The organism is Ramlibacter agri (assembly GCF_012927085.1).
Lineage (GTDB): Bacteria > Pseudomonadota > Gammaproteobacteria > Burkholderiales > Burkholderiaceae_C > Ramlibacter > Ramlibacter agri.
Genome location: NZ_JABBFX010000001.1, coordinates 440,581 through 463,589, shown reverse-complemented (window position 1 = coordinate 463,589; position 23,009 = coordinate 440,581). Strand labels below are relative to the sequence as shown.

Genomic DNA, 23,009 nt, shown 5'->3' with positions numbered 1-23,009 from the left:
ATGTCTAGTCGTAATTGCTGAACCGGCTGGGCGGCAGCACCTGCTCGCGCAGGAATTGGTAACGCGGGATATTTTCCTTCAGCGACTGCAAGGCGTTCGAACCCAGGCGGCTCAGGCCCACGAATTCGATCTGGAACAGGACGCGCTTGTTCGCCTGGGTCGTGCCGGCCTGGAGGCGTTCCACCACGACCCGCCCGATCCAGCAGCCCGCATCGTATTCCAGTCCCACCACCGCATCGACCAGTTTCTTGGCCTGCATGTCGTAGTTCATGCGGCCGACGCTGTACCAGCGCCCTTCGCCTTCGCCGCGGCCGGGGCCCAGTTCCTGGCCCTTGTCGCCCCACAAGTCGTTCAGCGGCCATTGCCAGCCCACGTCCATCTGCTCGCTGCCCGGCGCGATGCGGTTCAGGCGGTAGGCGGCGGTGATCACGTGGTAGTTCTTCGGCGAGTAGCGCGCGCCGATGGTGGAGCGGATCGACCGGTTGGTCTTCGGGTTGTATTCCACCGTGGAATCCACGCTCCAGGACGGCACCAGGTTGGCCGACACCCCGAACAGCAGGTCCGACAGGCGCTCGCTGACCGGTGTGCCGCCCGGCAGCGTCACCAGTTGGTCCTTGAAGCGCACGCGCTGGGCGATGCCGAACTTGGCCGCCTCGGCGCCGGTGTCCGGGTCCAGCAGGCGGCTGGTGGCGCCCAGCGTCAGCAGGTTGCCGTCGGAGATGCGGTCGTTGCCGCCGAAGGCGTTCTCGGTCCAGATCGTCGCGAAGTTGAAGTCGTTCAGCGCCGAGTCGTAGTTCGGCAGGTTGGTCTGGTCGCGGAACGGCGTGTAGGTGTAGAAGGCGCGCGGCTCCAGCGTCTGCAGGAAGGCGCGGCCGAAGTAGCTGGTGTTGCGCTCGAAGACCAGGCCGCCGTCGAGGCTGAAGGTCGGGATCACGCGGTCTTCGGTGCGGCCGTTGGCGGTGCTGGTGGCGTCCAGGTCGTAGTGGGCCGCGTGCACCTGCGCCTTGGGCACGAAGAACCAGCCAGGCGCTTGCCAGGGTCGCGACAGCTGCAGCAGCCCGTAGGTGCGCTGGCCGTTCGGCTGCAGCGACTCCGGCGTGGCGGCGAAGGCTGTCTGCGCGATCGGGTCCAGCGTGCGCGTGAAGCGGGTGGTGTCGGCCTCGATGGTCGACTCGAAACCGGCCGGCAGCGAGTTCTTGACGTAGCGCGCCTGCACCTGCGGTGAGCGGTCGTACGGCGGCAGGATGGGCGCGGTCGCGTCCTGCAGCGTCTGCCACTTCTGCTCGCGCGCGAACACGCTCAGGTCGCCGATGCCCCAGGACAGGGTGCCGTCGGCGGCCAGCAGGCGCTGCGTCAGCACCGAGCTGTTGCGCGAGAAGTCGCGCCAGTAGTTGTCGTCGCTGACGCGATTGAGGTTCAGCGCCAGCGCGCCGCCGCCCAGGGCGCCGCCCGCGGGCGCGAAGCTTTGCGTGTGCTGGTAGGTGTAGCCCCAGCGGTCCATGTCGCGCAGCTTGTCATTGGGCAGGATGTCGCCGCGGAAGATGCCGTTGTAGCTGGGCTCCAGGTAGCGGAACTCGCCGCCCAGGTCCACGCCGCGCTTGCTCATGAGCGTCGGGTAGATGGTGGCGTCGCGGTTCGGCGCGATGTTCCAGTAGTAGGGGACAGTGACTTCGACGCCGCTCTTGTTGTCCAGGCCGATGGTGGGCGGCAGCACGCCCGACTTGCGCTGGTCCGTCAGCGGGAAGCTCATGGCCGGCAGGCCGAGGATGGGGACGCGGAAGAAACTGAGCACAGCGCCGGTGGCCACGCCGGTGTCGGTGTCGTCGTCCAGCGTGATCTTGTCGGCCTTCAGGATCCAGTCCGGCATCCAGTCCGGGCCGGGCCGGCGCTGGCAGGTGGTGTAGGTGGCCCGGTGGATGATCGAGTGCTTGTCGTCCTCGAAGTCCACGCGCTCCGCCTCGCCGTAGGCGTCGTTGCGCAGGAAGTGGTAGCGCGGCTCGTTGAAGAAGCCGTGGAAGGCATCCACCTCCAGCTCGAGGAACGGCCCTTCGTAGATGGTGCCGGCCTTGTTGATGTGGACGTTGCCGGTGGCGGTGGCCAGGTCCTTGGGCGTGTTGTATTCGAGCTTGTCGGCGCGGATGATCGTGTCACCCTTGCGCAGCACCGCATTGCCCTGGACCTCGGTCTGGACGTCGGTCTGCCCGCGGATCGCGTCGCCCTCGACGAAGGTGGGCAGCTGGGGGCGCACGTCCGCCGGGATGTTCTCGCGCAGCACCGGGCTGGGCTTCAGTTGCGGCGCGGCCTCGGGCTGCTCCTGCGCGCGCGTCGCCAGGGGCAGCAACGCGGCCGCGACGAAGGCCACCGGAGTCAGTGCAAAGCGGGCGCGCGACGCCTGGAATCGGGTGTAGTGCATCAAGGGTGGACCCCTGGCGGTCCGGCCGTCCGGCGCGCCAGGTTGGATTTGTAGAATCGATTATCCATGAGCGATTCCGCGTCTTTCCCCCCTGTTACCTGGCCCGATCCGGCGCGCGAAGCCGCATTCGCCGGCTGGCTGGCTTCCATTGCCGAGCGCCACGGCCTCCAGCCCGCGACCCTGCGGCCGGCTTCCGCCGACGCCAGCTTCCGCCGCTACCTGCGGGTGGACGCCGCCGGCGGCAGCCGCATCGTGATGGACGCCCCACCCGACAAGGAAGACTGCAAGCCTTTCGTCAAGGTTGCCGCCCTGCTGGCTGCCGCCGGACTTTACGTGCCGCGCGTACTGGAGTGGGACGAGCCGCAAGGCTTCATGCTCCTCGACGACCTGGGCACGCAGACCATGATCGAGGTGGTGGATGCGCAACAGCCGCGCGCCAATCTCCCGCTTTACATGCGCGCCGTCGACGCCCTTGTCGACTGGCAGAAAGCCTCGCGGCCGGGCGTGCTGCCGCCTTACGACCAGGCGCTGCTGGCCCGCGAGCTGGCGCTGTTCCCGGACTGGTACCTGGCGCAGCATAAAGGCCTCACGCTGACCGATGCCCAGCGCAACACGCTGGACGCGCAGTTCCGCCTGATCGTCGAGCGCAACCTGGCCGCGCCCAGCGTCTACGTGCACCGCGACTTCATGCCGCGCAACCTGATGATCCCGCGCGACCCCGCGGAGCCGCGCCTGGGCGTGCTGGACTTCCAGGACGCGGTGTACGGGCCCATCACCTACGACATCGCCTGCCTGATGCGCGACGCCTTCCTGTCCTGGGACGAGGAGTTCGTGCTGGACGTCACGGTGCGCTACTGGCAGAAGGCCCAGAAGGCCGGCCTGCCGGTGGACAGCGACTTCGGCGAGTTCTACCGCGCGGTGGAGTGGATGGGCCTGCAGCGGCACCTGAAGGTGGCCGGCATCTTCGCCCGCCTGACGCTGCGCGACGGCAAGCCGAAGTACCTGGCCGACGCGCCACGCTTCATCGCCTACATCCGCGCCACAGCCGCCCGCTACCGCGAACTGGCGCCGCTGGCGCGCCTGATCGACGAGGTCGAAGGCAGCGCCGCGGCGACCGGCTTCGCCTTCGGCCGCGTCTAGACCGTGGCGCGCATCCACTGCTCCGAGCCGCTGCGCCCCGGGCTGGAGCTCGCCCTGCCGGCGGGCGCCGCGCGCCACGTGCAGGTGCTGCGGCTGCAGCCGGGCGATGGGCTGACCCTGTTCGATGGCCGCGGTGGCGAATACCTGGCCCGCGTCACCCACATGGGGCGCAGCGAGGTGCGGGTGGCGGTGGAGCAGCACGACCCGGTCGAACGCGAAACGAGCATCGCCGTCCACCTGGCGCTGGCCATGCCGGCCAACGAACGCATGGACTGGCTGGTGGAGAAGGCGGCCGAACTGGGCGCCATGTCGATCCAGCCGCTGGTGGCCGAACGCAGCGTGCTGCGCCTGGCCGGCGAGCGGGCGCAGAAGAAGCAGGCGCACTGGCAGGCCATCGCCGTCGCCGCCTGCGAGCAGTGCGGCCGCAACCGCGTGCCGGAAGTGCACGCCGTGCAGCCGCTGGCGGCCTGGCTCGCGCAGCCGCGCACGCCTGGCCTGGTGCTGTCGCTGCGCGAAGGCACGCGGCCGGTGGCAGCGCATGCCGGCCTGCCCGAGGTGACGCTCCTGAGCGGCCCCGAAGGCGGCCTGGCGCCAGCCGAGGAAGATGCGGCGCTGGCCCGGGGCTGGCAGCCGGTGCACCTGGGCCCGCGCGTGCTGCGGGCCGAAACGGCGCCGCTGGCTGCGCTCTCCGTCCTCACCCTGGGAACCGCTGCATGAATCGCAACCTGTGGCTGCTGGCCATCCTGCAAGGCCTCTTCCTCACCAACAACGTCACCTTCATCGCCATCAACGGGCTGGTCGGCCTGTCGCTGGCGCCCTATGGCTGGATGGCGACCTTGCCGGTGATGGGCTACGTGGTCGGCGGCGCGCTGTTCACCGGGCCGGTGGCGCTGGCGCAGGCGCGGCTCGGGCGGCGCAATTCCTTCCTGCTGGGACTGGTGGTGGGCCTGCTGTCGGCGCTGCTGTGCGCCTGGGCCGCTTCCACCCACAACTTCTGGCTGGTGTGCGGCGCCACCTTGCTGGCGGGCTTCTACGCCGCCAACGCCAACCTCTATCGCTTCACCTCGGCGGAACTGGCCGCGCCCGGCATGCGCGAGAAGGCGGTGTCGCTGGTGATGGCCGGCGGATTGATCGGCGCCATCGTCGGCCCCAATCTCGCGGCGCGCACGCGCGACCTGGGCTCCGCGCCCTTCGTCGGCGCCTACCTGGCGCTGGCCGTCGTCGCGCTGCTGGCCATGGCGCTGCTGGCTTTCATGCGCTTCCCGCCCGTGCAGCGCAAGTCGGCGCATGGCGGCGGCCGCACGGTGGCGCAGCTGCTGCAGGACCCGACCTTCCTGGTGGCCGCGGCCGCCGGCGGCCTGGGCTACGGCGTGATGAACCTGCTGATGGCGGCGACGCCGCTGGCCATGCAGCAATGCGGCCTCCCGTTCTCCGACGCCGCCATGGTGCTGGAGTGGCACGTGATCGGCATGTTCGCACCCGGCTTCTTCACCGGCCACCTGATCAAGCGCTTCGGCACCTTGCCCGTGATGGGCGTCGGCGTGGCGCTCTTGGCCGGCTGCATCGCCGTCGCGCTTTCGGGCGTGCAACTGCACCAGTTCCTGATCGCGCTGACCTTGCTGGGCGTCGGCTGGAACTTCGTCTTCACCGGCAGCACCACGCTGTCGCTGACGGCTTACGCGCCGGAGGAGAAGGACCGCGCGCAGGCGGTGCTGAACCTGTTCGTGTTCCTCACGCTGGCCTGCACCTCGCTCGCCTCGGGCGTGCTGGTGACGACGCAGGGCTGGACCTGGCTGAACGTGGGTTCGCTGCTGCCGGTGGTGCTGGTGGGCGCGGGGATCGCCTGGCTGGGGCTCAAAACCGTCCGTCCAGCCACCGCCGCAAGGTAAGGAACACCGCTTCCTGGCCGGCGCCGGTCTCGTTGAAGATCTCGTGCCACAGGTCCTGGAAGCAGTGCGCTTCCACCGGGCCGCCTTGCGCGCCCTGCGCGAAGGCGCGGCTGCCGGCCGGGTCCACGAGGCGGTCGTCGCCGGCGTACATCAGCAGGGTCGGCACCGTCCAGCGCGGCGCCGAGGCCACCACTTTCGGGCCTTCGTCGACGATGAAGCGCGCCAGCCGGCCGGTGAGGCGGTCGTGCACCCGCGGGTCGGCCCGGTAGGCGTCGACCACGGCGCGGTCGTGCGTGAGGAAATCGGGGTCCAGGCCGTTGCTCACCGCCATGTTCGGCGCGATCCGCGGCACGCAGGCCATCAACATCTTTTGCAGCGGTGACAGGCGCGTGCCCAGCGCCGGCGAGGACAGCACCAGCGCGTCCACCGGCAGCAGCTGGCGCGCCACGGCGGTGGCCGCGATCAGTCCGCCCATGCTGTGCCCCAGCACCACCAGCGGCACGCCTTCGGGCACGCGCCGGCGTGCGCTTTCGGCCAGGTCCGCCAGGTCGTCGAGCAGCCGCGTGGCCGTGGGCAGGCCGCCGCGCATGCCGCCGGACTCGCCGTGCCCGTACTGGTCGTAGCTGCGCACCGCGAAGCCCCAATGGTTCAGGCGCTTGGCGACGTGGTCGTAGCGGCCCGCGTATTCGCCCAGGCCGTGGACGATGAGCACCATGCCGCGCGGCACCCGGCCTTCCGGCAACGGCCAGTCCTGCACCGCGATGTTCTCGCCATCGCTGGCCGTGAAGGTCGAAAGAGTGGAATCCGGCTGCGCGCTCACCGGGCCGATCATCGCGGCACGGCTGAGCCTGTCAATGCCTCTTGTGACGTAGTACCCAAGTTTCGCCGCGCGGGCGGCGACGCTCAGGGCATCTGCGCCATCACCTCCGCCACACTGGCGGTCAGCCGTTTCGCGTACGGAACGTGCAGGAACTCGTTGGGGCCGTGCGCGTTGCTGCGCGGGCCCAGCACGCCGCAGACCATCATCTGCGCCTTGGGGAAACCCTGGCTCAGCATGTTCATCAGCGGGATCGTGCCGCCCTGGCCGATGTAGCCGACCGGCGCACCAAAATGGGCCAGCGAGGCGGAGTTCAGCGCGTTCTCGAACCAGGGCACCATCGAGGGCGCGTTCCAGCCGGAGGCGCCGGCGCCGCTCTCGAAAGTGACGATGGCCTGGTAGGGCGCGTTGTCCTCCAGCAGGGTCTTGAGTTCCTGCACGGCCTGCGCCGCGTCGATCAGCGGGGGCAGGCGCAGCGACAGCTTGAAGGCGGTGTAGGGCCGCAGCACGTTGCCGGCATCCTTCAGCGCCGGGAAGCCCTCGGCGCCGGTCACCGACAGCGTCGGCGTCCAGGTGCGGTTGATCAGCGCCTGCACCGGGTCGGTGGTGGTGGGCAGCGCGGACTGCGCCGAGCCTCCGCAATCCGCGTGGGCCCAGGGGAAGCGCTTGTAGACCTCCTCGCCCAGGATCTTCGCCGTGGCCTGCGCCTGCGCCAGCCGGTCGGCCGGCACCTCGCAGTGGAAGCTGGCCGGCAGCAGGCGGCCGGTCTTGCTGTCCTCCAGGCGGTCCAGCACCTGCCGCATGATGCGGAAGCTGGAAGGCACCAGACCGGAGGCGTCGCCCGAGTGGATGCCCTCGGTGAGGATCTGCACCTTCAGCGTGCCGGCAGCCATGCCGCGCAGCGAGGTGGTGAGCCAGAGCTGGTCGTAGTTGCCGGCACCGGAGTCGAGGCAGATCACCAGCGCCACGTCGCCCAGGCGCGCGCGCAGGGCGTCGACGTAGGGCAGCAGGTCGTAGGAGCCGGATTCCTCGCAGGTCTCGATGAGGCCCACGATGCGCGCGTGCGGCTTGCCCTGCGCCTTCAGCGCCTGGATGGCGGCGATGCTGGCGTAGACCGCGTAGCCGTCGTCGGCGCCGCCGCGGCCGTAGAGCTTGCCGTCCTCGTACTTGGGGGTCCAGGGGCCGAGGTCGGAGCGCCAGCCGGTGAACTCCGGCTGCTTGTCCAGGTGGCCGTACATCAGGATGGTCTGCTGCGCGTCCGTCTTGGTGGCGGCCACCTCGAAGAACAGCACCGGCGTGCGGCCCGGCAGGCGCACGATCTCCAGCTTCAGGCCTTCGACCTTCTGCGACTCCACCCAGGCGGCGGCGTTGCGCAGCACCGTTTCGATGTAGCCGTGCTGCGACCACTCGGGGTCGAAGCCGGGCGACTTGGCCGGGATGGCGATGTACTCGGTGAGCTGGCGCACGATGTCGCCGTCCCACTGGCGGGTGACCTGGTCGAGCGCCTTGGCGCTATCGAGGATGGCTTGGGGCAGTTCGCGGGGAGCGTTCATGGGCAGGACTCGCGGGTTCGGATTTCGCCATTTTGACCGCCCGCCGTCCAGCTGGGCTAGGATGGCGGCCGTTGTCCCGGCGGCACCCGTGGTCAAGTTCCTCGTCCTCGCACTCTTCTACGGCGATCATCCCGAGCTGGCCCTGCGCTGCGGCCGGACGCTGCGCGCCTTGTGGAACACCGGGCGCGTGGACCTGCGCGTCGGCCTGAACGAGGTCTCGGGGCGCTCGCGTTCGGTGCTGGAAGGCCTGCTGCCTGGCGTGCATTTCGAGAGCGCGGACCCGCAGGTCTACAAGAACCCGATGATGCGGCGCCTGCTGGCCGGCTACCACGGCGACGCCACCCACATGATGTGGTTCGACGACGACTCCTGCCTGCTGCCCGGCATCGACCCGGCTGCCTGGCTGCAGGCGGTGAGCACCCGCACGGCCACCGTGCGCGGTTCGCTCGGCTCGCTCTACACGCAGGATGTCACCGAGGACCAGCGCAACTGGGTCGCGCAGCAGCCCTGGTCCACCGGGCGGCCGGTGCCGCAGCAGGTGCTGTTCAACACCGGCGGCTGGAAGGTCGTGCCGCTCGCCCTGATGCGGCGCTTCGACTGGCCTTTTGCCGACCTGGTGCACGCGGGCGGCGACCTCGCCCTGGGGCTGCTGCTGCAGCAGCTGGGCCTGGAGCCGGAGCAGTTCCGCGTTGGCCTGGCGATCAACGCCGATGGCGCGCTGCGCGAGTCGAACGCGCCGCGCCGCGGCATCACCGAGCCCGCGCATGCGGGCGCTCACCTGTGGGGACCTCCTCGATGAACACGCGCATCCATGTCGGCATCGGTGGCTGGACTTTCGAGCCCTGGCGCGACAACTTCTACCCGGCCGGCCTGGCGCACAGCAAGGAGCTGAACTACGCCAGCCGGCAGGTGACGGCCATCGAGGTGAACGGCACCTTCTACAGCACCTTCGGCGCGTCGACCTTCGCCAAGTGGCGCGACGAGACGCCGGAGCATTTCGTCTTCTCCCTGAAGGCGCACCGCTTCACCACGCACCGGCGCGACCTGGGCACGGCGGAAGAGGGCGTGCAGCGCTTCGTGAACAGCGGCCTCGCGGAGCTGGGCGACAAGCTCGGGCCGCTGCTGTGGCAGCTGATGCCGACCACGCAGTTCGTGCCGGAGAACATCGAGGCCTTCCTGAAGCTGCTGCCACGCGAGGTGGCCGGCCGGCCGCTGCGCCACGTGATCGATGCGCGGCATCCGAGCTTCTCCAGCGAGGCCTACCTGGACCTGCTGCAGAAACACAGCTGCACCACGGTCTACACCGATTCGGACAAGTTCCCGTCCATCCCGCATGCGCGCAGCGACCTGGCCTATCTGCGCCTGATGCGCAGTTCCGCCGACTGCGCTACCGGCTACCGCGTGGAGGACCTGCAGCCCTGGGTGACCGGCGCGCGCCAGTGGGTGCAGACCAGCCAGAAGCACGAGGCTTTCGTGTTCTTCATCAATGGAGCGAAGGAAAGGGCACCAGCCGCGGCGATGTCCTTCCTGCAGCTCCTCTGATCGTCACCCCCGCGAAGGCGGGGGCCAGGGCGCCCTGGTTTCCCGCCTTCGCGGGAATGACGAGTCAGAGCCAGGCGAGTTGCCCTTGGCCGGCTTCGTTCAGCCGCATCTGGAGGGCAGCCGCCGCATCCTCCAGCACGCTGAAAGCCATCTCCACGACGCTCCCATGCGTCACCTCGCCCAGCGTCCCGCCGGCAGCCTGCACCTCGCGCCGCACCATGCCTTCCAGCGCATACGGCACGCTGCACGCCAGTTGCACCCGCTTCTGCAAGGGCAGCTTCTCCGCCTGCAGCAGCGCCTGCGCCACCGCGTCGGTGTAGGCCCGCACGAGCCCGCCCGCGCCCAGCTTCACGCCGCCGAAGTAACGCACCACGGTCGCGAGCACGCCTTCCAGGTCCTGGTGCCGCAGCACTTCCAGCATGGGGCGGCCGGCGGTGCCGCCTGGCTCGCCGTCGTCGTTGGCGGCCGATTGCCCGCCGGCCAGCAGCGCCCAGCAGACGTGGGCCGCGCCGGGATGTTCGGCCCGCAGTCCGGCCACGACCTCCAGCGCCTGCGCGCGCCCTTCCACCGGCTGCACGCAGCCGAGGAAGCGGCTTTTCTTGATGACCAGCTCGCTCGTCGCCGGGCGCGCCAGCGTCAGCGCCACTTGCGCAGCCAGCCCAGCCCTTGCGATGTGCCGCCGGCCGCCGGGCCGCGCGCCGGCCGGTATTCGCAGCCGATCCAGCCGTCCCAGCCGCAGGCCGCCGACACCTCGTCGATCACGCCGAACAGGTAGTCGTAGTTCAACTCGCCGAGATCGGGCTCGTGCCGCTGCGGCACGCCGGCGATCTGGAAGTGGCCGACGCGGCCGGTGGGCAGGTACTGGCGGATCTTCATCGCCACGTCGCCCTCGACGATCTGGCAGTGGTACAGGTCCATCTGCACCTGCACATTGGCGGCGCCGATCTCCTGCACCAACTCGTGCGCGTGGTCCTGGCGATTGAGGAAGAAACGCGGGATGTCGCGCGTGTTGATCGGCTCCAGCAGCAGGTTCACGCCCTGCCTGGCCGCCTCGGCCGCGGCCCAGCGCACGTTGGCGACGTAGGTGGCGCGCAGCGCGGCGCGCTCCTGGCCGTCCGGCACCAGGCCCGCCATGACGTGCACGCGCGGGCAGGCGAGCGCCTGCGCGTAGCGAAGCGCGTCGGCGATGCCGGCGCGGAACTCCGCCTCGCGCCCGGCCAGGCAGGCAAGGCCGCGCTCGCCGCCGTTCCAGTCGCCGGGCGGCGCATTGAACAGCACTTGCTGCAGGCCGTGGTCCTGCAGGCGAGCCGCCAGTTCGCGCGGCTCGTGCTCGTACGGAAACAGGAATTCGACCGCGCGGAAGCCGTCGCGGGCGGCGGCGGCAAAGCGGTCGAGGAAGGCATGCTCCGGATAGAGCATCGACAGGTTGGCGGCGAATTTCGGCATGGTCAGCGGACCGTGAGACGCACGGCTTCGGGGTTCTCGGCGATGTACTGGCGCACGACCGCATCGAAATCGGCATCGGCCCGCAGGCCCAGCACGCGGGCGCGGTCCCAGGTGATTTCTCCCGGCCAGCTGCGCACGAGGCGTTCGACGGCGGGATCGGGCGTCCAATCGAGCAGCGCACGCGCGGCGGGACCGCCGGCACGTTCGAGTGCGGCGGCCATTTCGCCGACGGTCGTTGTCAGCGAGGGCAGGTTGATCGCGGTGAGCGGCCCCCAGTCGGCGTCGCTGGCCTCGGCGGCGCGGATGAAGCCTTCGACGGTGCGGGTGGGCGAGGCGATCGCCACCACGGTTTCGGGCCCGACCGGCACGCGCGCCTGCACGCCGGCCAGCGGCTCGCGGATCATGCCGCTGAAGAAGCCGGAGGCCGCGCCGTTGGGCCGGCCCGGACGCACGCTCACCGTCATCGGCCGCACGCTGCGGCCCACGAGGAAGCCCTTGCGCGCGAAGTCGGCCACCAGTTGCTCGCCGATGAACTTCTGGATGCCGTAGCTGCCTTGCGGCGTCGGCAGGCTGTCGTCGCCCACGCGGCCCATCGGCTTGCCGCCCGGCTGCTGGCCGAACACGGCCAGCGAGCTCGTGTAGACGAACAACGGCTTGCTGCCCAGCGCGCGGCAGGCTTCCAGCAGCGCGCGCGTGGTGTCGAGGTTGCTGCGCATGCCGAGGTCGAAATTGGCCTCGCATTCGGCGCTGACCGCGGCGGCCAGGTGGAACACCAGGTCCGTGCCCGCGGCCGGCAGGTCGCGCCGCTGCACCAGCTCCAGCAGGTCGCCCCGCACGGAACGCACGCGCGGGTCGGCCGCGAGATCGGCCGGCGCCGGGCCGAGGTCGGCCAGCGTAATGCTTTCGATCGCGCGAGCCGGCGCGCCCCGCAGCGACAGCTTGCCCGCCGCGAGCAGCGCCCGCGCCAGCCGGGCGCCCAGAAAGCCGGCGCCCCCGGTGATGAGGATGTTCATGCGCGCAGGATAGCGCGAGAGAACTTCCGGACGCAAAGGACGCAAAGGTTGCGCAGAGGCCGCAAAAAATTCATCTGGATTTCTTTTGCGACCTTTGCGTGCTTTCGCGTCCTTTGCGTCCGGAAGTCCGCCTCCGTCTTCTGCGTCCGGAAGTCCGCCTCCGTCTTCTGCGTCCGGAAGTCCGCCTTCCGCCTTAGCCCCGCTCGAACTTGAACACCGCCGTGCTCGCCGTGAGGTTGGGCAGTACGCGCCGCACCTCGCCGTCCTGCAGCCCGAAGGCATCGAGGATGGACAGCCGGTTGCGCGTCGCCAGCACCTCGAAGTCCTTGAAGGTGCCGACCCGGATGTTGGGCGTGTCGTACCACTGGTAGGGCAGGCGCTTGGTCACCGGCATGCGGCCGCGGACGATCGACAGCCGGTTGGGCCAGTGCGCGAAGTTGGGGAAGGCGACGATGCCCAGCTTGCCCACGCGCGCCGTCTCGCGCAGCATGGTCTCGGCATTGCGCAGGTGCTGCAGCGTGTCGATCTGCAGGATGACGTCGAAGCTGTCGTCCTCGAAGATCTTCAGGCCCTGGTCCAGGTTCAGCTGGATCACGTTGACGCCGCGCTTGACGCAGGCCAGCACGTTCTCGTCGGCGATCTCGATGCCGTAGCCGCTGCAGCCACGCTCCCGCTGCAGGAAGTCGAGCAGGGCGCCGTCGCCGCAGCCCAGGTCCAGCACGCGCGAGCCCTGCGGCACCAGGTCCGCAATGATCTTGAGGGTGGCGCGATCGGTCACAGGACGGCTCCCGCGGGCAGGTCGCGCACCACCGGCGCGTCGGTCATCGCCGGCTCGCTGGCGATGCGCTCGAAGTAGGCCCGCACCACCGCCAGGTACTGCGGGTCCTCCAGCAGGAAGGCGTCGTGGCCGTGCGGCGCGTCGATCTCGGCGTAGCTGACGTCGCGGTGGTTGTCCAGCAGCGCCTTGACCATCTCGCGGCTGCGCCCCGGCGAGAAGCGCCAGTCCGTAGTGAAGCTCACCAGCAGGAACTTGGCGCGCGCGGCGGCCAGCGCTTTGGTCAGGTTGCCTTCGGTGCGGATCGCCGGGTCGAAGTAGTCCAGCGCGCGCGTGATCAACAGGTAGGTGTTGGCGTCGAAGTAGTCGCTGAACTTGTCGCCCTGGTAGCGCAGGTAGCTCTCGATCTGGAACTCGATGTCCTGCGTCGTGTACGCGAGCAGGCCGTTGCGGAGTTGCCGGCCGAACTTCTCGTTCATCACGTCGTCCGACAGGTAGGTGATGTGGCCCACCATGCGCGCGATGCGCAGGCCGCGCTTGGGCACCACGCCGTGCTCGTAGAAGTTGCCGCCGTGGAAATCGGGGTCGGTGACGATGGCGCGCCGCGCCACCTCGTTGAAGGCGATGTTCTCCGCCGTGAGGTTGGGCGCGCTCGCCACCACCACCGCATGCCGCAAGCGCTGCGGGTACTGCAGGGTCCAGGACAGCGCCTGCATGCCGCCCAGGCTGCCGCCCATCACGGCGGCCAGCTGCTCGATGCCCAGGCCATCGAGCAGGCGCGCCTGCGCGTTCACCCAGTCTTCCACCGTGACCACCGGGAAGTCGGCGCCGTAGACGCGGCCGGTGTCCGGGTTCACGTGCATGGGCCCGGTGCTGCCGAAGCAGGAGCCGAGGTTGTTGACGCCGATGACGAAGAAGCGGTCGGTGTCCACCGGCTTGCCGGGGCCGATCATGGTGTCCCACCAGCCTTCGCTGCGCTCCTGCCCGGGGTACACGCCGGCCACGTGGTGCGAGGCGTTCAGGGCATGGCAGATCAGGACCGCGTTGCTGCGGTCGGCATTGAGCGTGCCGTAGGTCTCGTAGGCCAGCGAGTAGCCGCGGATCTGCGCGCCGCTTTGCAGCGGGAGCGGCGCGTCGAACTGCATGGCCTGGGGATGGGCGATGAGCGTCATGGAAAAGAAAAACCCGGCGCCGCTGAAGCGGCCCGGGTTCGGGCGGACTTTAGCGGCATTTATTGAGCGCCCGCAAGCGAGGCAAATCGGCGCTGTGGAAACAGTATAGCGGCTAGTGAATGAGCGCCAACACGCCCAGCACGAGGAACACCACTGCCCCGATGGAGTGCACCACCTTGATGGGCACCTTGCGGGTGATGGCCTCGCCGAAGAACACGACCGGCACGTTGGCCAGCATCATGCCCAGCGTCGTGCCGGCGACCACGCTGGCCCAGGCGTCGAAGCGCGCGGCCAGCATGACGGTGGCCACCTGCGTCTTGTCGCCCATCTCGGCCAGGAAGAAGGCGATGACGGTCGCGCCGAACACGCCGAAGCGCGGCTTGGTCTCGGCTTCGTCTTCGTCCAGCTTGTCGGGGATCAGCATCCAGATCGCCATGGCGATGAAGGAGCCGCCCAGCACCCAGCGCAGCATGTCCGGGCCCAGCATCTGGGTGACCCAGGCGCCGACCGCGCCGGCCAGGCCGTGGTTGACGAGCGTCGAAACGAAGATGCCCGCAACGATGGGCCAGGGACGGCGGAACTTGGTGGCGAGAACCAGCGACAGCAGCTGCGTCTTGTCGCCCATTTCGGCGAGGGCGACGATACCGGTGGAGACGAGGAAGGCTTCCATGGGAACTCCGGCCGGTTCGAGCACGCAATGACCGCACAGCTTCCCCGGCCTGAAACGGAGGCTGCGCAGCCAAAGGTCTCGCCAAACCGAAAGGTCCGCCTGCGCCATGGAACCGGGGTTCCAAGTCTGTTGACGCAGGGCCGTCGCAGAAGGACGGAGGCTACTCCCCAATGACAGCCCGCATTCTAACCCGAAGCTGAGCGGAAGCCTGCACACTTCTGGCGCACTTATTGCTTGCCATTGGTGCAAGAAGCCGACCAACGGCCAAGAACGCACCAAAACACAGCATTTCCATCCAAAGAGGTTTTATGGAAGCACTAAAACAGGGCTCGGACGTCCTGTTCATCCTGCTGGGCGCCATCCTGGTCCTGGCGATGCACTCCGGTTTCGCCTTTCTCGAACTCGGTACCGTCCGCAAGAAGAACCAGGTCAACGCCCTGGTCAAGATCCTCAGCGACCTCTCGGTTTCCACCGTCGCCTACTTCCTGGTCGGCTACGCGGTGGCCTATGGCACCAGCTTCCTGGTCAGCGCCGACCAGCTAGTCGCGCAGCACGGCTTCGGGCTGGTGCGCTTCTTCTTCCTGCTGACCTTCGCCGCGGCCATCCCGGCGATCATTTCGGGCGGGATTGCGGAACGCGCCCGCTTCGGCCCGCAGCTGATCGCCACGGCCGTCATCGTCGGCGTGGTCTATCCGTTGTTCGAGGGCGTGGCCTGGAACCAGCGCTTCGGCATCCAGGCCTGGATCCGGTCCGTGACCGGCGCCGAATTCCACGACTTCGCCGGCTCCATCGTGGTCCACGCCGTCGGCGGCTGGCTGGCGCTGCCCGCCGTGCTGCTGCTGGGCGCGCGCAGCAACCGCTACCGCAAGGACGGCGCGATGTCGGCCCACCCGCCGTCCAACATCCCCTTCCTGGCGCTGGGCGCCTGGATCCTCACCGTGGGCTGGTTCGGCTTCAACGTCATGAGCGCGCAGTCCATCGACAAGGTTTCCGGCCTGGTGGCCGTGAATTCGCTGATGGCCATGGTGGGGGGCACCCTGGCGGCGCTGGCCCTGGGCCGCAACGACCCCGGCTTCGTCCACAACGGGCCGCTGGCCGGCCTGGTGGCCGTGTGCGCGGGCAGCGACCTGATGCACCCGGTGGGGGCGTTCATCACGGGGGGCGCCGCCGGCGCCATCTTCGTCGTCATGTTCACGCTGACCCAGAACCGCTGGAAGATCGACGACGTCCTGGGCGTCTGGCCCCTCCATGGCCTGTGCGGCCTCTGGGGCGGCCTGGCGGCGGGCATTTTCGGCAGCAAGGCGCTGGGCGGGCTGGGCGGCGTGTCCTTCCTGGCCCAGGTATTCGGCAGCCTGCTGGGCGTGGCCTGGGCGCTGGTGGGCGGCTTCATCGTCTACGGCACCCTGAAAAAGGTGCTGGGCCTGCGGCTGTCGCCGGAGCAGGAATTCCAGGGCGCGGACCTGTCGATCCACCGGATCGGGGCCACGCCGGAACGCGAAGCGAGCTGGTGACGGGGCCCAGACAGTGGCGCGGACGCCTAAATGCCTCATCCGAATGAAGCATCCGGGGCAGCCCTAGTGCAACGATTTGCGTTCTCGTCGCATAATCCAGGGTAGTGGTGCGCAGGTGCGTACCATTGTTTGCGGTGTTTGTCGGTCTCGCGTGGTTCGTTGATTGCGTCTTGCGGACTCCATCGCTTTCCGCGTTTCTTGATCCAGGAGTCCCGTAATGGGCAACAAACTTTACGTGGGGAACCTTCCCTACTCTTTCCGCGATAGCGACCTCGAGCAGGCTTTCAGCCAGTTCGGTACCGTCACCAGCGCCCGTGTCATGATGGAGCGCGACACCGGTCGTTCCAAGGGTTTCGGCTTTGTCGAAATGGGCAGCCCCGCTGAGGCGCAAGCCGCCATCCAGGGCATGAGCGGCCAGATGCACAGCGGCCGTGCGCTGGTGGTCAACGAAGCCCGCCCGATGGAGCAGCGTCCCCGCGGCTTCGGTGGCGCCGGCGGCGGCGGTGGTGGTGGTGGTTTCGGCGGCGGCGGCGGCTACGGTGGTGGCCGGCGTGAAGGCGGCGGCGGTGGTTACGGCGGTGGCCGTGGCGACGGCGGCGGCGGCGGCGGCGGCTACGGTGGTGGCGGCCGCGACCGCTACTGATTGCTCCGGAAATTCGAACGAATTTCCCGGAAAATGCAAACAAAGGGCCTCAGGGCCCTTTTGTTTTTTCGCAGCACCGCGCGCTTCGCCTCTTGCGTGCCATGTGGTGATCTGCTTAATAATGGCCCAGCGTGATCAAGCTTTACACGCGGGTTGCGGTGAAAAGTTGCCTTTCGCTTCCGTAGGTCGAATGCGTTTTCGGGACTCCATCGCGAACAAGTCCGTTATGTCTTACCAGGAGTCCCGTTGATGGGCAACAAACTGTACGTAGGCAACCTGCCCTACCAAGTACGCGACAGCGATCTCGAACAGACGTTCAGCCAGTTCGGCCAGGTCACGAGTGCCAAGGTCATGATGGAGCGCGAAACCGGCCGCTCCAAGGGCTTCGGCTTCGTCGAAATGGCGAGCGACGCCGAAGCGCAGGCCGCCATTACCGGCATGAACGGCCAGTCGCTCGGCGGCCGCAGCGTCGTGGTCAACGAAGCGCGCCCGATGGAGCAGCGTCCGCGCGGCTTCGGCGGCAGCGGCGGCGGTGGTGGTGGCGGCGGTTACGGTGGCGGTGGCGGCGGTGGCCGCTCCGGCGGTGGCGGCTATGGCGGCGGCGGTGGCCGCTCCGGTGGCGGTGGTGGCGGCCAGGACGGCGGCTTCCGCAGCCCGTACGGCGCCGGCCCGCGCGGCGGCGGTGGCGGTGGCCGCTCCGGCGGTGGCGGCGGTTATGGCGGCGGCGGTGGCGGCAGCTACTGAGTGACGCTTCGCTGGGGTGCGCTGCGCGCAACCCAGCCTGCGGGCCGACAGCCCCAACAAAAAAGCTCCCCGCGGGGAGCTTTTTTTGTCGGCTACTGCGCTTGCCGGGGCTTGCGGGCGCGGCCCACGAGCAGCCGGTCGAACAGGGCGTTGGGCAACAGGCGCATCAGCTTCGCCACCACACCCATCTGCCAGGGGATCACGCGGTAGCTCACGCCCGCCTCGACCGCGCGGAAGGCGCGCTCGGCAAAATCCTGCGGCTGCATCAGGAAGGGCATGCCGTAGCGGTTCTTCTGCGTCAGCGGCGTATCGACGTAGCCCGGCGCAATGGTCACCACCTTCACGCCGCTGCCTCGCAGCTCGCCGCGCAGGCTCTCGCAGTAGCTGATGACCCCCGCCTTGCTGGAACAGTAGGCGCCGTGCCCCGGCAGCCCGCGGATGCCGGCAACGCTGGCGATGCCCACCAGGCGGCCGCTGCCGCGCGCGCGCATCGCTTTCACGAAAGGGTGGAAGGTGGCGGCCAGGCCGATGTTGTTGGTGGCGAAGGTGCGCGCCAGCACGGCCAGGTCTTCGCGCTCCGCGGTGTCGATGCCGACGCTGATGCCCGCGTTGGCGATCACCGTGTCCGGCAAACCCTGCGCGGCGATGCAGGCCTCGGCGGCGCCGATGATGCTGGCGCTGTCCGCGACGTCAGCGCCGTACACGCGCCAGCGCTCCGCCGGGATGCCCGCCCCGCGCGCCCAGGCCTCGATCTCCGCCGTCCGCCGCGCCACCAGCGCCAGCCGCCAGCCGGCCTGGTGGTAGCGCCAGGCCAGCGCCTGGCCGATGCCACTGGACGCGCCCGTGATGAAGACCAGCGGTCCCGCGCTCATGGGGCCTTCGCCGGCGCAGTGGCGCCCGGACTCGCGGGCTGCGGCTGGATGACGCCGTGCACGCGCCCGTGCAGTTCCAGCACGCGGTCGAGGTTGTCGTAGTCCAGCGAATCGCCCGCGAAGCGGTCGTCACCACGGGTCAGCACCACCGGCTTGTTGGTGCGGACCTTCTCGGTGTTGCCGAAGATGTGCAGGAAATCGCTGCGGATCTCCAGCTTGGGCTGGGCATTGCCCTTGGCGTCGTTGCTCTGGCGCGTGACGATCGCATTGCCGAACAGCTGCACCTCGGACCCATCCGAGTTGCTGAGCGCGCGATCGGCCGTGCCGGTGGTCAGCGCGCCCGTCTCGCTGAAGCTGCGCATGCGCGGCTGGTCGATCTCCAGCGTGTCGTTGTCGGGGAAGTGACGAGCTTCGGTGCCGCGGATCTCGGTCTTCAGCCGGCCGTTGGGGTCGAAGGACTTCACCGAGAAGCCGCGCAGGAAATAGTCCGGGTCGTGCGTGGGCGCCTCCTGCACCGGGGCCGCGCCACTCGTGGGCGTGTTGCGCGCCAGCCAGTAGGTGCCCAGCGCCAGCAGGCCCATCAGGATGACGGGCAGGTAGATGGTGAGGCGGTCGACGGCGCGGGCGAAGCCGCGCAGCGGCGTCACCGGTAGTCCTCCAGCAGGCGCGCGTACTGGCCCGAGGCCACCAGCAACAGGTCGCAGAACTCGCGCGCGGCGCCGTGGCCGCCGGCCGCCTGCGTCACGTAGCGGGCCGCGGCGCGCACCTCGGCATGCGCGTTGGCCGGCGCCACAGGGAAGGCGCACCGGCGCAGCACCGGCAGGTCGGGCCAGTCGTCGCCGATGGCGGCGGCCTGCGACCAGTCCAGCCCCAGCTGGGCCAGCACGCTTTCGGCGGCCGGGCGCTTCTCTTCGGTGCCGTAGTGCACGTTGGTCACGCCCAGCGCCTGCAGACGCTTGCGCAGCGGCGCCGAATCGCGGCCGGTGATGACGGCCGGCGTGATGCCGGCGCGCTGCAACAGCTTGAGGCCCAGGCCGTCGAGGATGTTGAAGCGCTTGAGCGTCTCGCCTTCGGCCGACATCAGCAGGCCGCCGTCGGTGAGGACGCCGTCGATGTCGAAGAAGGCGAGCTTGATGCCTTGCGCCGCAAGCAGGAGCTCGGGCGGGAATTGGACTGCGGGCGACATGCTTTAGATGACTTTAGCCCGCATCAGGTCGTTGCTGTTGACGGCGCCGACCAGAATGCCGTCCGCGTCCACCACCAGCACGCTGGTGATGCGGAACTGCTCCATCTGCTGGGCCGCCTCGGCAGCCAGCGCGTTGTCGCGGATGGTCTTGGGGCCGGCGTGCATGACGTCGCGCGCCTTCATCGCGCGCAGGTCGATGCCTTGCTCGATGAGCCGGCGCAGGTCGCCGTCGGTGAAGATGCCCAGCACGCGGCCGGCTGCGTCGACGATGGCCGAGGCGCCCAGGCCCTTGCGGCTCATCTCGCGCATCAGCGCGGGGAACTCGGCGTCCGGCGGCACGCTCGGCACAGCCTCACCGGTGCGCATGACGTCGCTCAGGTGCGTCAGCAGCTTGCGGCCCAGCGCGCCGCCCGGGTGCGAGCGGGCGAAGTCCTCGGCCTGGAAGCCGCGGGCGTCGAGCAGGGCGACCGCCAGGGCATCGCCCATGGCGAGCTGCGCCGTGGTGCTGGCGGTGGGCGCCAGGTTCAGCGGGCAGGCTTCCTTGTCGACGCCGCAATCCAGCACGATGTCGGCGTGGCGCGCCAGCGTCGATTTGGCGTTGCCGGTCATCGCCACCAGCGGGGCGCCCAGGCGCTTGAGCACGGGCAGGATGACGGTGATCTCGTCGCTCTCGCCGCCGTTGGAGATGATCAGCACCAGGTCGACCGGCTTGATCATGCCCAGGTCGCCGTGGCTCGCCTCGGCCGGGTGCACGAACATGGCTGCGGTGCCGGTGGACGCCAGCGTGGCGGCGATCTTGCGGCCCACGTGGCCGCTCTTGCCCATGCCCATGACGACGACCCGTCCCTGCACGGCCAGCATGGCCTCGACCGCCTGCGCGAAGCTGTCGCCGCAGCGGGCCTTGAGGCCCTGCACGGCGGCCGCTTCGATGTCGAAGGTCTCGTGGGCCAGCCGCACCGCGCGGTCCCGGTCGAAGCCGGCAGGGCTGGCCGTGGACGGGGGGGTAGCAAGATTCATCCCGGGATTTTAGGGGCGGGGGCGGATGGGCAGATAGGATAGGGACATATGTCCGCCCTCGAGTTGACGCTGGTGTATCTGGTGGCCGCGGTGCTGGGCGTCGTCGCGTTCCGTTCCCTGAAGTTGCCGCCCATGCTGGGCTACCTGGCCGTTGGCGTCCTGATCGGGCCCAACGCGCTGGCGCTGGCCGACGATTCGGCCGGCGTGCGCCACCTGGCCGAATTCGGCGTGGTGTTCCTGATGTTCGTGATCGGCCTGGAGTTCAACCTCTCCAAGCTGCGCGCGATGCGGCGCCACGTGTTCGGGCTGGGCCTGTTCCAGGTGCTGCTGACCATCGTGCCCGCGACCCTGGGCGCCGTGCTGCTGGCCTGGCTGCTGCCAGGCCAATGGCGCATGGGCTGGCAGACGGCGCTGGCGCTTTCGGGCGCGCTGGCCATGAGCAGCACCGCCATCGTCGTGAAGCTGATGTCGGACCGGCTGGAGCTGGACTCCGAGCACGGCAAGCGCGTGATGGGCGTGCTGCTGCTGCAGGACCTGGCGGTGGTGCCCTTGCTGGTGCTGATCCCGGCCCTGGGCAGCCCGGGCGAGGTGCTGGCCAAGGAGATCGGCATCGCGCTGGCCAAGGCCGCGGTGCTGCTGACGATCCTGCTGACCGGCGGCCAACGCCTGATGCGCTGGTGGCTGACCCTGGTGGCGCGGCGCAAGAGCGAGGAACTGTTCGTGCTGAACCTGCTGCTGGTGACGCTGGGCCTGGCCTGGCTCACCGAGATGGCGGGGCTGTCGCTGGCGCTGGGCGCCTTCGTCGCCGGCATCCTGATTTCCGAGACCGAATACAAGCACCAGGTGGAGGCCGACATCCGGCCCTTCCACGACGTGCTGCTGGGCCTGTTCTTCATCACCATCGGCATGCTGCTGGACTGGCACCCGGTGCTGCAACGCTGGGGCCTGGTGCTGCTGCTGCTGCTGGCGCCGGTGGCTTTCAAGCTGCTGCTGGTGACGGTGCTGGCGCGCGTGTTCGGCGCCACCACCGGCGTGTCGCTGCGCACCGGCCTCTACCTGGCGCAGGCCGGCGAGTTCGGCTTCGTGCTGCTGGCGATGGCGCAGCAGCAGAAGCTGATCCCGGCGGGGCTCATCAACCCCATCCTCGCCAGCATGGTGCTGTCGATGCTGGCCACGCCCTTCATCATCCAGTGGAGCAACCGCATCGTCATGAAGCTGGTGGCCAGCGAATGGATGATGCAGTCGCTGCAGATGACGACCATCGCGCGGCGCTCGATCAACGCCAACAAGCACGTCATCATCTGCGGCTACGGCCGCTGCGGGCAGAACCTGGCGCGCATGCTGGAGCAGGAGAACATCCCCTACATCGCGCTGGACCTCGACCCGGACCGCGTGCGCCAGGCCGCGGCGGCGGGCGACCAGGTGGTGTTCGGCGATGCCTCGCGGCTGCAGGCGCTCATCGCCGCCGGCCTGGGCCGGGCCAGCGCGCTGGTCATCACCTACCTCGACGTGCCCGGCGCGCTGAAAGTGCTGGACAAGGCGCGCTCGCACGCGCCTAGCGTGCCGGTGATCGTGCGCACGCAGGACGACCACGACCTCGAGCGGCTGACGGCCGCCGGCGCCACCGAGGTGGTGCCCGAGACGCTGGAAAGCTCGCTGATGCTGGCCAGCCACGCGTTGGCGCTGGTGGGCGTGCCGATGCGGCGCGTGCTGCGCACCGTGCAGAACCAGCGCGACGCGCGCTACAACCTGCTGCGCGGCTACTTCCACGGCGCCGACGACGACAAGACCTCGGAAGACCAGGAGCAGGAACGCCTGTCCACCGTCACCTTGACCGGCGAAGCAGGCGGCCTGGGCCGCAACCTGAGCGAGCTGGCGCTGCTGGCGCAGGGCGTGCGCGTGGTGAGCCTGCGCCGCAGCAACGGCCACACCGTGGACCCGGCCACCGACCCGGCGCTGAAGGACGGCGATACGCTGGTGCTCTCGGGCCGGCCCGAGCCGCTGGCGATGGCGGAACAGGCGCTGCTCGGAGGATGACAATCATGGCCATGACCGACGATTTCAATGCAGGCGTCAACGACTACCTGCGCAGCAAGATCCGCACGGTGCCGGACTGGCCGGCGCCCGGCGTGCAGTTCCGCGACATCACCCCGCTGCTGCAGGACCCGAAGACCTTCCGCGTCCTGATCGACGCTTTCGTGCACCGCTACATGGACCGCCGGCCCGATGTCGTGGCAGGCCTCGACGCCCGCGGCTTCATCCTGGGCTCGGTGGTGGCCTACGAGCTGGGCGTGGGTTTCGTGCCGATCCGCAAGAAGGGCAAGCTGCCCTTCACGACGGTGGAGGAAACCTATGAGCTGGAGTACGGCAGTGCGACGGTGGAACTGCACACCGACGCCGTCAAGCCGGGCCAGCGCGTGCTGCTGATCGACGACCTGATCGCCACCGGCGGCACCATGATGGCCGGCAAGAAGCTGCTGGAGAAGCTGGGCGCGACGGTGATCGAGGGCGTGGCGATCGTCGACCTGCCGGAGCTGGGCGGGTCGGCGCGCTTGAAGGAAGGCGGACTCGAGGTCTTCACCTTCGTCCACTTCGCGGGGCATTGA

General features: G+C 69.2%; 23 protein-coding genes and 1 riboswitch. Of the genes, 10 read left to right on the top strand and 13 right to left on the bottom strand.

Annotated features, from left to right (window positions below; translation table 11 throughout):
* Nucleotides 1-4: 4 nt before the first annotated feature.
* A complete protein-coding gene (locus HHL11_RS02330) occupies nt 5-2,413 on the bottom strand; it encodes an LPS-assembly protein LptD (protein ID WP_169416772.1) in 2,409 nt (802 codons plus the stop codon).
* A gap of 66 nt (nt 2,414-2,479) precedes the next feature.
* On the opposite strand from HHL11_RS02330, the gene HHL11_RS02325 reads away from it, so the two are divergent.
* From HHL11_RS02325 to HHL11_RS02315, 3 genes are read left to right on the top strand one after another with little or no spacing between them, the layout of a single operon-like run.
* Nucleotides 2,480-3,553, top strand: coding sequence for an aminoglycoside phosphotransferase family protein (locus HHL11_RS02325; protein WP_169416771.1), 1,074 nt, complete (start codon nt 2,480-2,482; stop codon nt 3,551-3,553).
* Between the two features lie 3 nt (nt 3,554-3,556).
* Nucleotides 3,557-4,270, top strand: a complete 714-nt coding sequence (locus HHL11_RS02320; RefSeq protein ID WP_169416770.1) for a 16S rRNA (uracil(1498)-N(3))-methyltransferase — start codon at nt 3,557-3,559, stop codon at nt 4,268-4,270.
* Nucleotides 4,267-5,442 carry an MFS transporter gene (locus HHL11_RS02315; RefSeq protein WP_169416769.1) on the top strand — a complete coding sequence of 392 codons (1,176 nt, stop codon included), beginning with the start codon at nt 4,267-4,269 and terminating at the stop codon, nt 5,440-5,442. The genes HHL11_RS02320 and HHL11_RS02315 overlap by 4 nt, the downstream gene beginning before the upstream one ends.
* On the opposite strand, the gene HHL11_RS02310 is transcribed toward HHL11_RS02315, so the two are convergent.
* Together HHL11_RS02310 and HHL11_RS02305 are read right to left on the bottom strand one after the other, a co-directional pair.
* On the bottom strand, nt 5,408-6,262 hold the full coding sequence (locus HHL11_RS02310; RefSeq protein ID WP_425355180.1) for an alpha/beta hydrolase: 855 nt from the start codon (nt 6,260-6,262) through the stop codon (nt 5,408-5,410). The genes HHL11_RS02315 and HHL11_RS02310 overlap by 35 nt on opposite strands.
* Before the next feature lie 83 nt (nt 6,263-6,345).
* Nucleotides 6,346-7,812 carry a M20 family metallopeptidase gene (locus tag HHL11_RS02305; protein ID WP_169416767.1) on the bottom strand — a complete coding sequence of 489 codons (1,467 nt, stop codon included), beginning with the start codon at nt 7,810-7,812 and terminating at the stop codon, nt 6,346-6,348.
* A gap of 61 nt (nt 7,813-7,873) precedes the next feature.
* Between HHL11_RS02305 and HHL11_RS02300 the strand changes: the two genes are divergently transcribed.
* Together HHL11_RS02300 and HHL11_RS02295 are read left to right on the top strand one after the other, a co-directional pair.
* Nucleotides 7,874-8,611, top strand: a complete 738-nt coding sequence (locus HHL11_RS02300) for a hypothetical protein (RefSeq protein ID WP_169416766.1) — start codon at nt 7,874-7,876, stop codon at nt 8,609-8,611.
* Complete coding sequence (locus HHL11_RS02295) at nt 8,608-9,354, top strand: DUF72 domain-containing protein (RefSeq protein ID WP_169416765.1); 747 nt, start codon at nt 8,608-8,610, stop codon at nt 9,352-9,354. The genes HHL11_RS02300 and HHL11_RS02295 overlap by 4 nt, the downstream gene beginning before the upstream one ends.
* A gap of 64 nt (nt 9,355-9,418) precedes the next feature.
* On the opposite strand, the gene HHL11_RS34250 is transcribed toward HHL11_RS02295, so the two are convergent.
* The 6 genes from HHL11_RS34250 to HHL11_RS02265 all read right to left on the bottom strand — a co-directional run bounded on the left by HHL11_RS34250 (nt 9,419) and on the right by HHL11_RS02265 (nt 14,430).
* Entirely contained in the window at nt 9,419-10,000 is a 582-nt protein-coding gene (locus HHL11_RS34250) for a YigZ family protein (protein WP_169416764.1), read from the bottom strand.
* Nucleotides 9,991-10,800 carry a 2-oxo-tetronate isomerase gene (otnI, locus tag HHL11_RS34245; protein WP_169416763.1) on the bottom strand — a complete coding sequence of 270 codons (810 nt, stop codon included), beginning with the start codon at nt 10,798-10,800 and terminating at the stop codon, nt 9,991-9,993. The genes HHL11_RS34250 and otnI overlap by 10 nt, the downstream gene beginning before the upstream one ends.
* Before the next feature lie 2 nt (nt 10,801-10,802).
* Entirely contained in the window at nt 10,803-11,813 is a 1,011-nt protein-coding gene (gene denD / locus HHL11_RS02280) for a D-erythronate dehydrogenase (RefSeq protein ID WP_169416762.1), read from the bottom strand.
* A gap of 193 nt (nt 11,814-12,006) precedes the next feature.
* A complete protein-coding gene (gene metW / locus HHL11_RS02275; protein ID WP_169416761.1) occupies nt 12,007-12,591 on the bottom strand; it encodes a methionine biosynthesis protein MetW in 585 nt (194 codons plus the stop codon).
* A complete protein-coding gene (gene metX / locus HHL11_RS02270; protein WP_169416760.1) occupies nt 12,588-13,760 on the bottom strand; it encodes a homoserine O-succinyltransferase MetX in 1,173 nt (390 codons plus the stop codon). Before metX ends, metW begins: the two co-directional genes overlap by 4 nt.
* A 112-nt stretch (nt 13,761-13,872) precedes the next feature.
* Nucleotides 13,873-14,430, bottom strand: a complete 558-nt coding sequence (locus tag HHL11_RS02265) for a TMEM165/GDT1 family protein (RefSeq protein ID WP_169416759.1) — start codon at nt 14,428-14,430, stop codon at nt 13,873-13,875.
* Nucleotides 14,431-14,611, bottom strand: a riboswitch (yybP-ykoY riboswitch).
* A 127-nt stretch (nt 14,612-14,738) separates the two neighbouring features.
* On the opposite strand from HHL11_RS02265, the gene HHL11_RS02260 reads away from it, so the two are divergent.
* The 3 genes from HHL11_RS02260 to HHL11_RS02250 all read left to right on the top strand — a co-directional run bounded on the left by HHL11_RS02260 (nt 14,739) and on the right by HHL11_RS02250 (nt 17,328).
* On the top strand, nt 14,739-15,941 hold the full coding sequence (locus HHL11_RS02260) for an ammonium transporter (RefSeq protein ID WP_169416758.1): 1,203 nt from the start codon (nt 14,739-14,741) through the stop codon (nt 15,939-15,941).
* 217 nt (nt 15,942-16,158) lie between these two features.
* On the top strand, nt 16,159-16,584 hold the full coding sequence (locus tag HHL11_RS02255) for an RNA recognition motif domain-containing protein (RefSeq protein WP_169416757.1): 426 nt from the start codon (nt 16,159-16,161) through the stop codon (nt 16,582-16,584).
* Between the two features lie 249 nt (nt 16,585-16,833).
* Nucleotides 16,834-17,328, top strand: a complete 495-nt coding sequence (locus HHL11_RS02250; protein ID WP_169416756.1) for an RNA recognition motif domain-containing protein — start codon at nt 16,834-16,836, stop codon at nt 17,326-17,328.
* Between the two features lie 92 nt (nt 17,329-17,420).
* On the opposite strand, the gene HHL11_RS02245 is transcribed toward HHL11_RS02250, so the two are convergent.
* The 4 genes from HHL11_RS02245 to HHL11_RS02230 are packed head-to-tail and all read right to left on the bottom strand — an operon-like array spanning nt 17,421 to nt 20,403.
* Nucleotides 17,421-18,200 (bottom strand): SDR family oxidoreductase, encoded by a 780-nt coding sequence (locus HHL11_RS02245; RefSeq protein ID WP_169416755.1) that lies wholly within the window; start codon nt 18,198-18,200, stop codon nt 17,421-17,423.
* On the bottom strand, nt 18,197-18,847 hold the full coding sequence (lptC, locus tag HHL11_RS02240; protein ID WP_425355179.1) for an LPS export ABC transporter periplasmic protein LptC: 651 nt from the start codon (nt 18,845-18,847) through the stop codon (nt 18,197-18,199). Before lptC ends, HHL11_RS02245 begins: the two co-directional genes overlap by 4 nt.
* Nucleotides 18,844-19,386 (bottom strand): KdsC family phosphatase, encoded by a 543-nt coding sequence (locus tag HHL11_RS02235; protein ID WP_169416754.1) that lies wholly within the window; start codon nt 19,384-19,386, stop codon nt 18,844-18,846. The genes lptC and HHL11_RS02235 overlap by 4 nt, the downstream gene beginning before the upstream one ends.
* Before the next feature lie 3 nt (nt 19,387-19,389).
* Entirely contained in the window at nt 19,390-20,403 is a 1,014-nt protein-coding gene (locus HHL11_RS02230) for a KpsF/GutQ family sugar-phosphate isomerase (RefSeq protein WP_169416753.1), read from the bottom strand.
* A gap of 48 nt (nt 20,404-20,451) precedes the next feature.
* On the opposite strand from HHL11_RS02230, the gene HHL11_RS02225 reads away from it, so the two are divergent.
* Nucleotides 20,452-22,440, top strand: a complete 1,989-nt coding sequence (locus tag HHL11_RS02225; RefSeq protein ID WP_169416752.1) for a cation:proton antiporter domain-containing protein — start codon at nt 20,452-20,454, stop codon at nt 22,438-22,440.
* An 11-nt stretch (nt 22,441-22,451) separates the two neighbouring features.
* Nucleotides 22,452-23,009, top strand: a complete 558-nt coding sequence (locus HHL11_RS02220) for an adenine phosphoribosyltransferase (protein WP_169416751.1) — start codon at nt 22,452-22,454, stop codon at nt 23,007-23,009.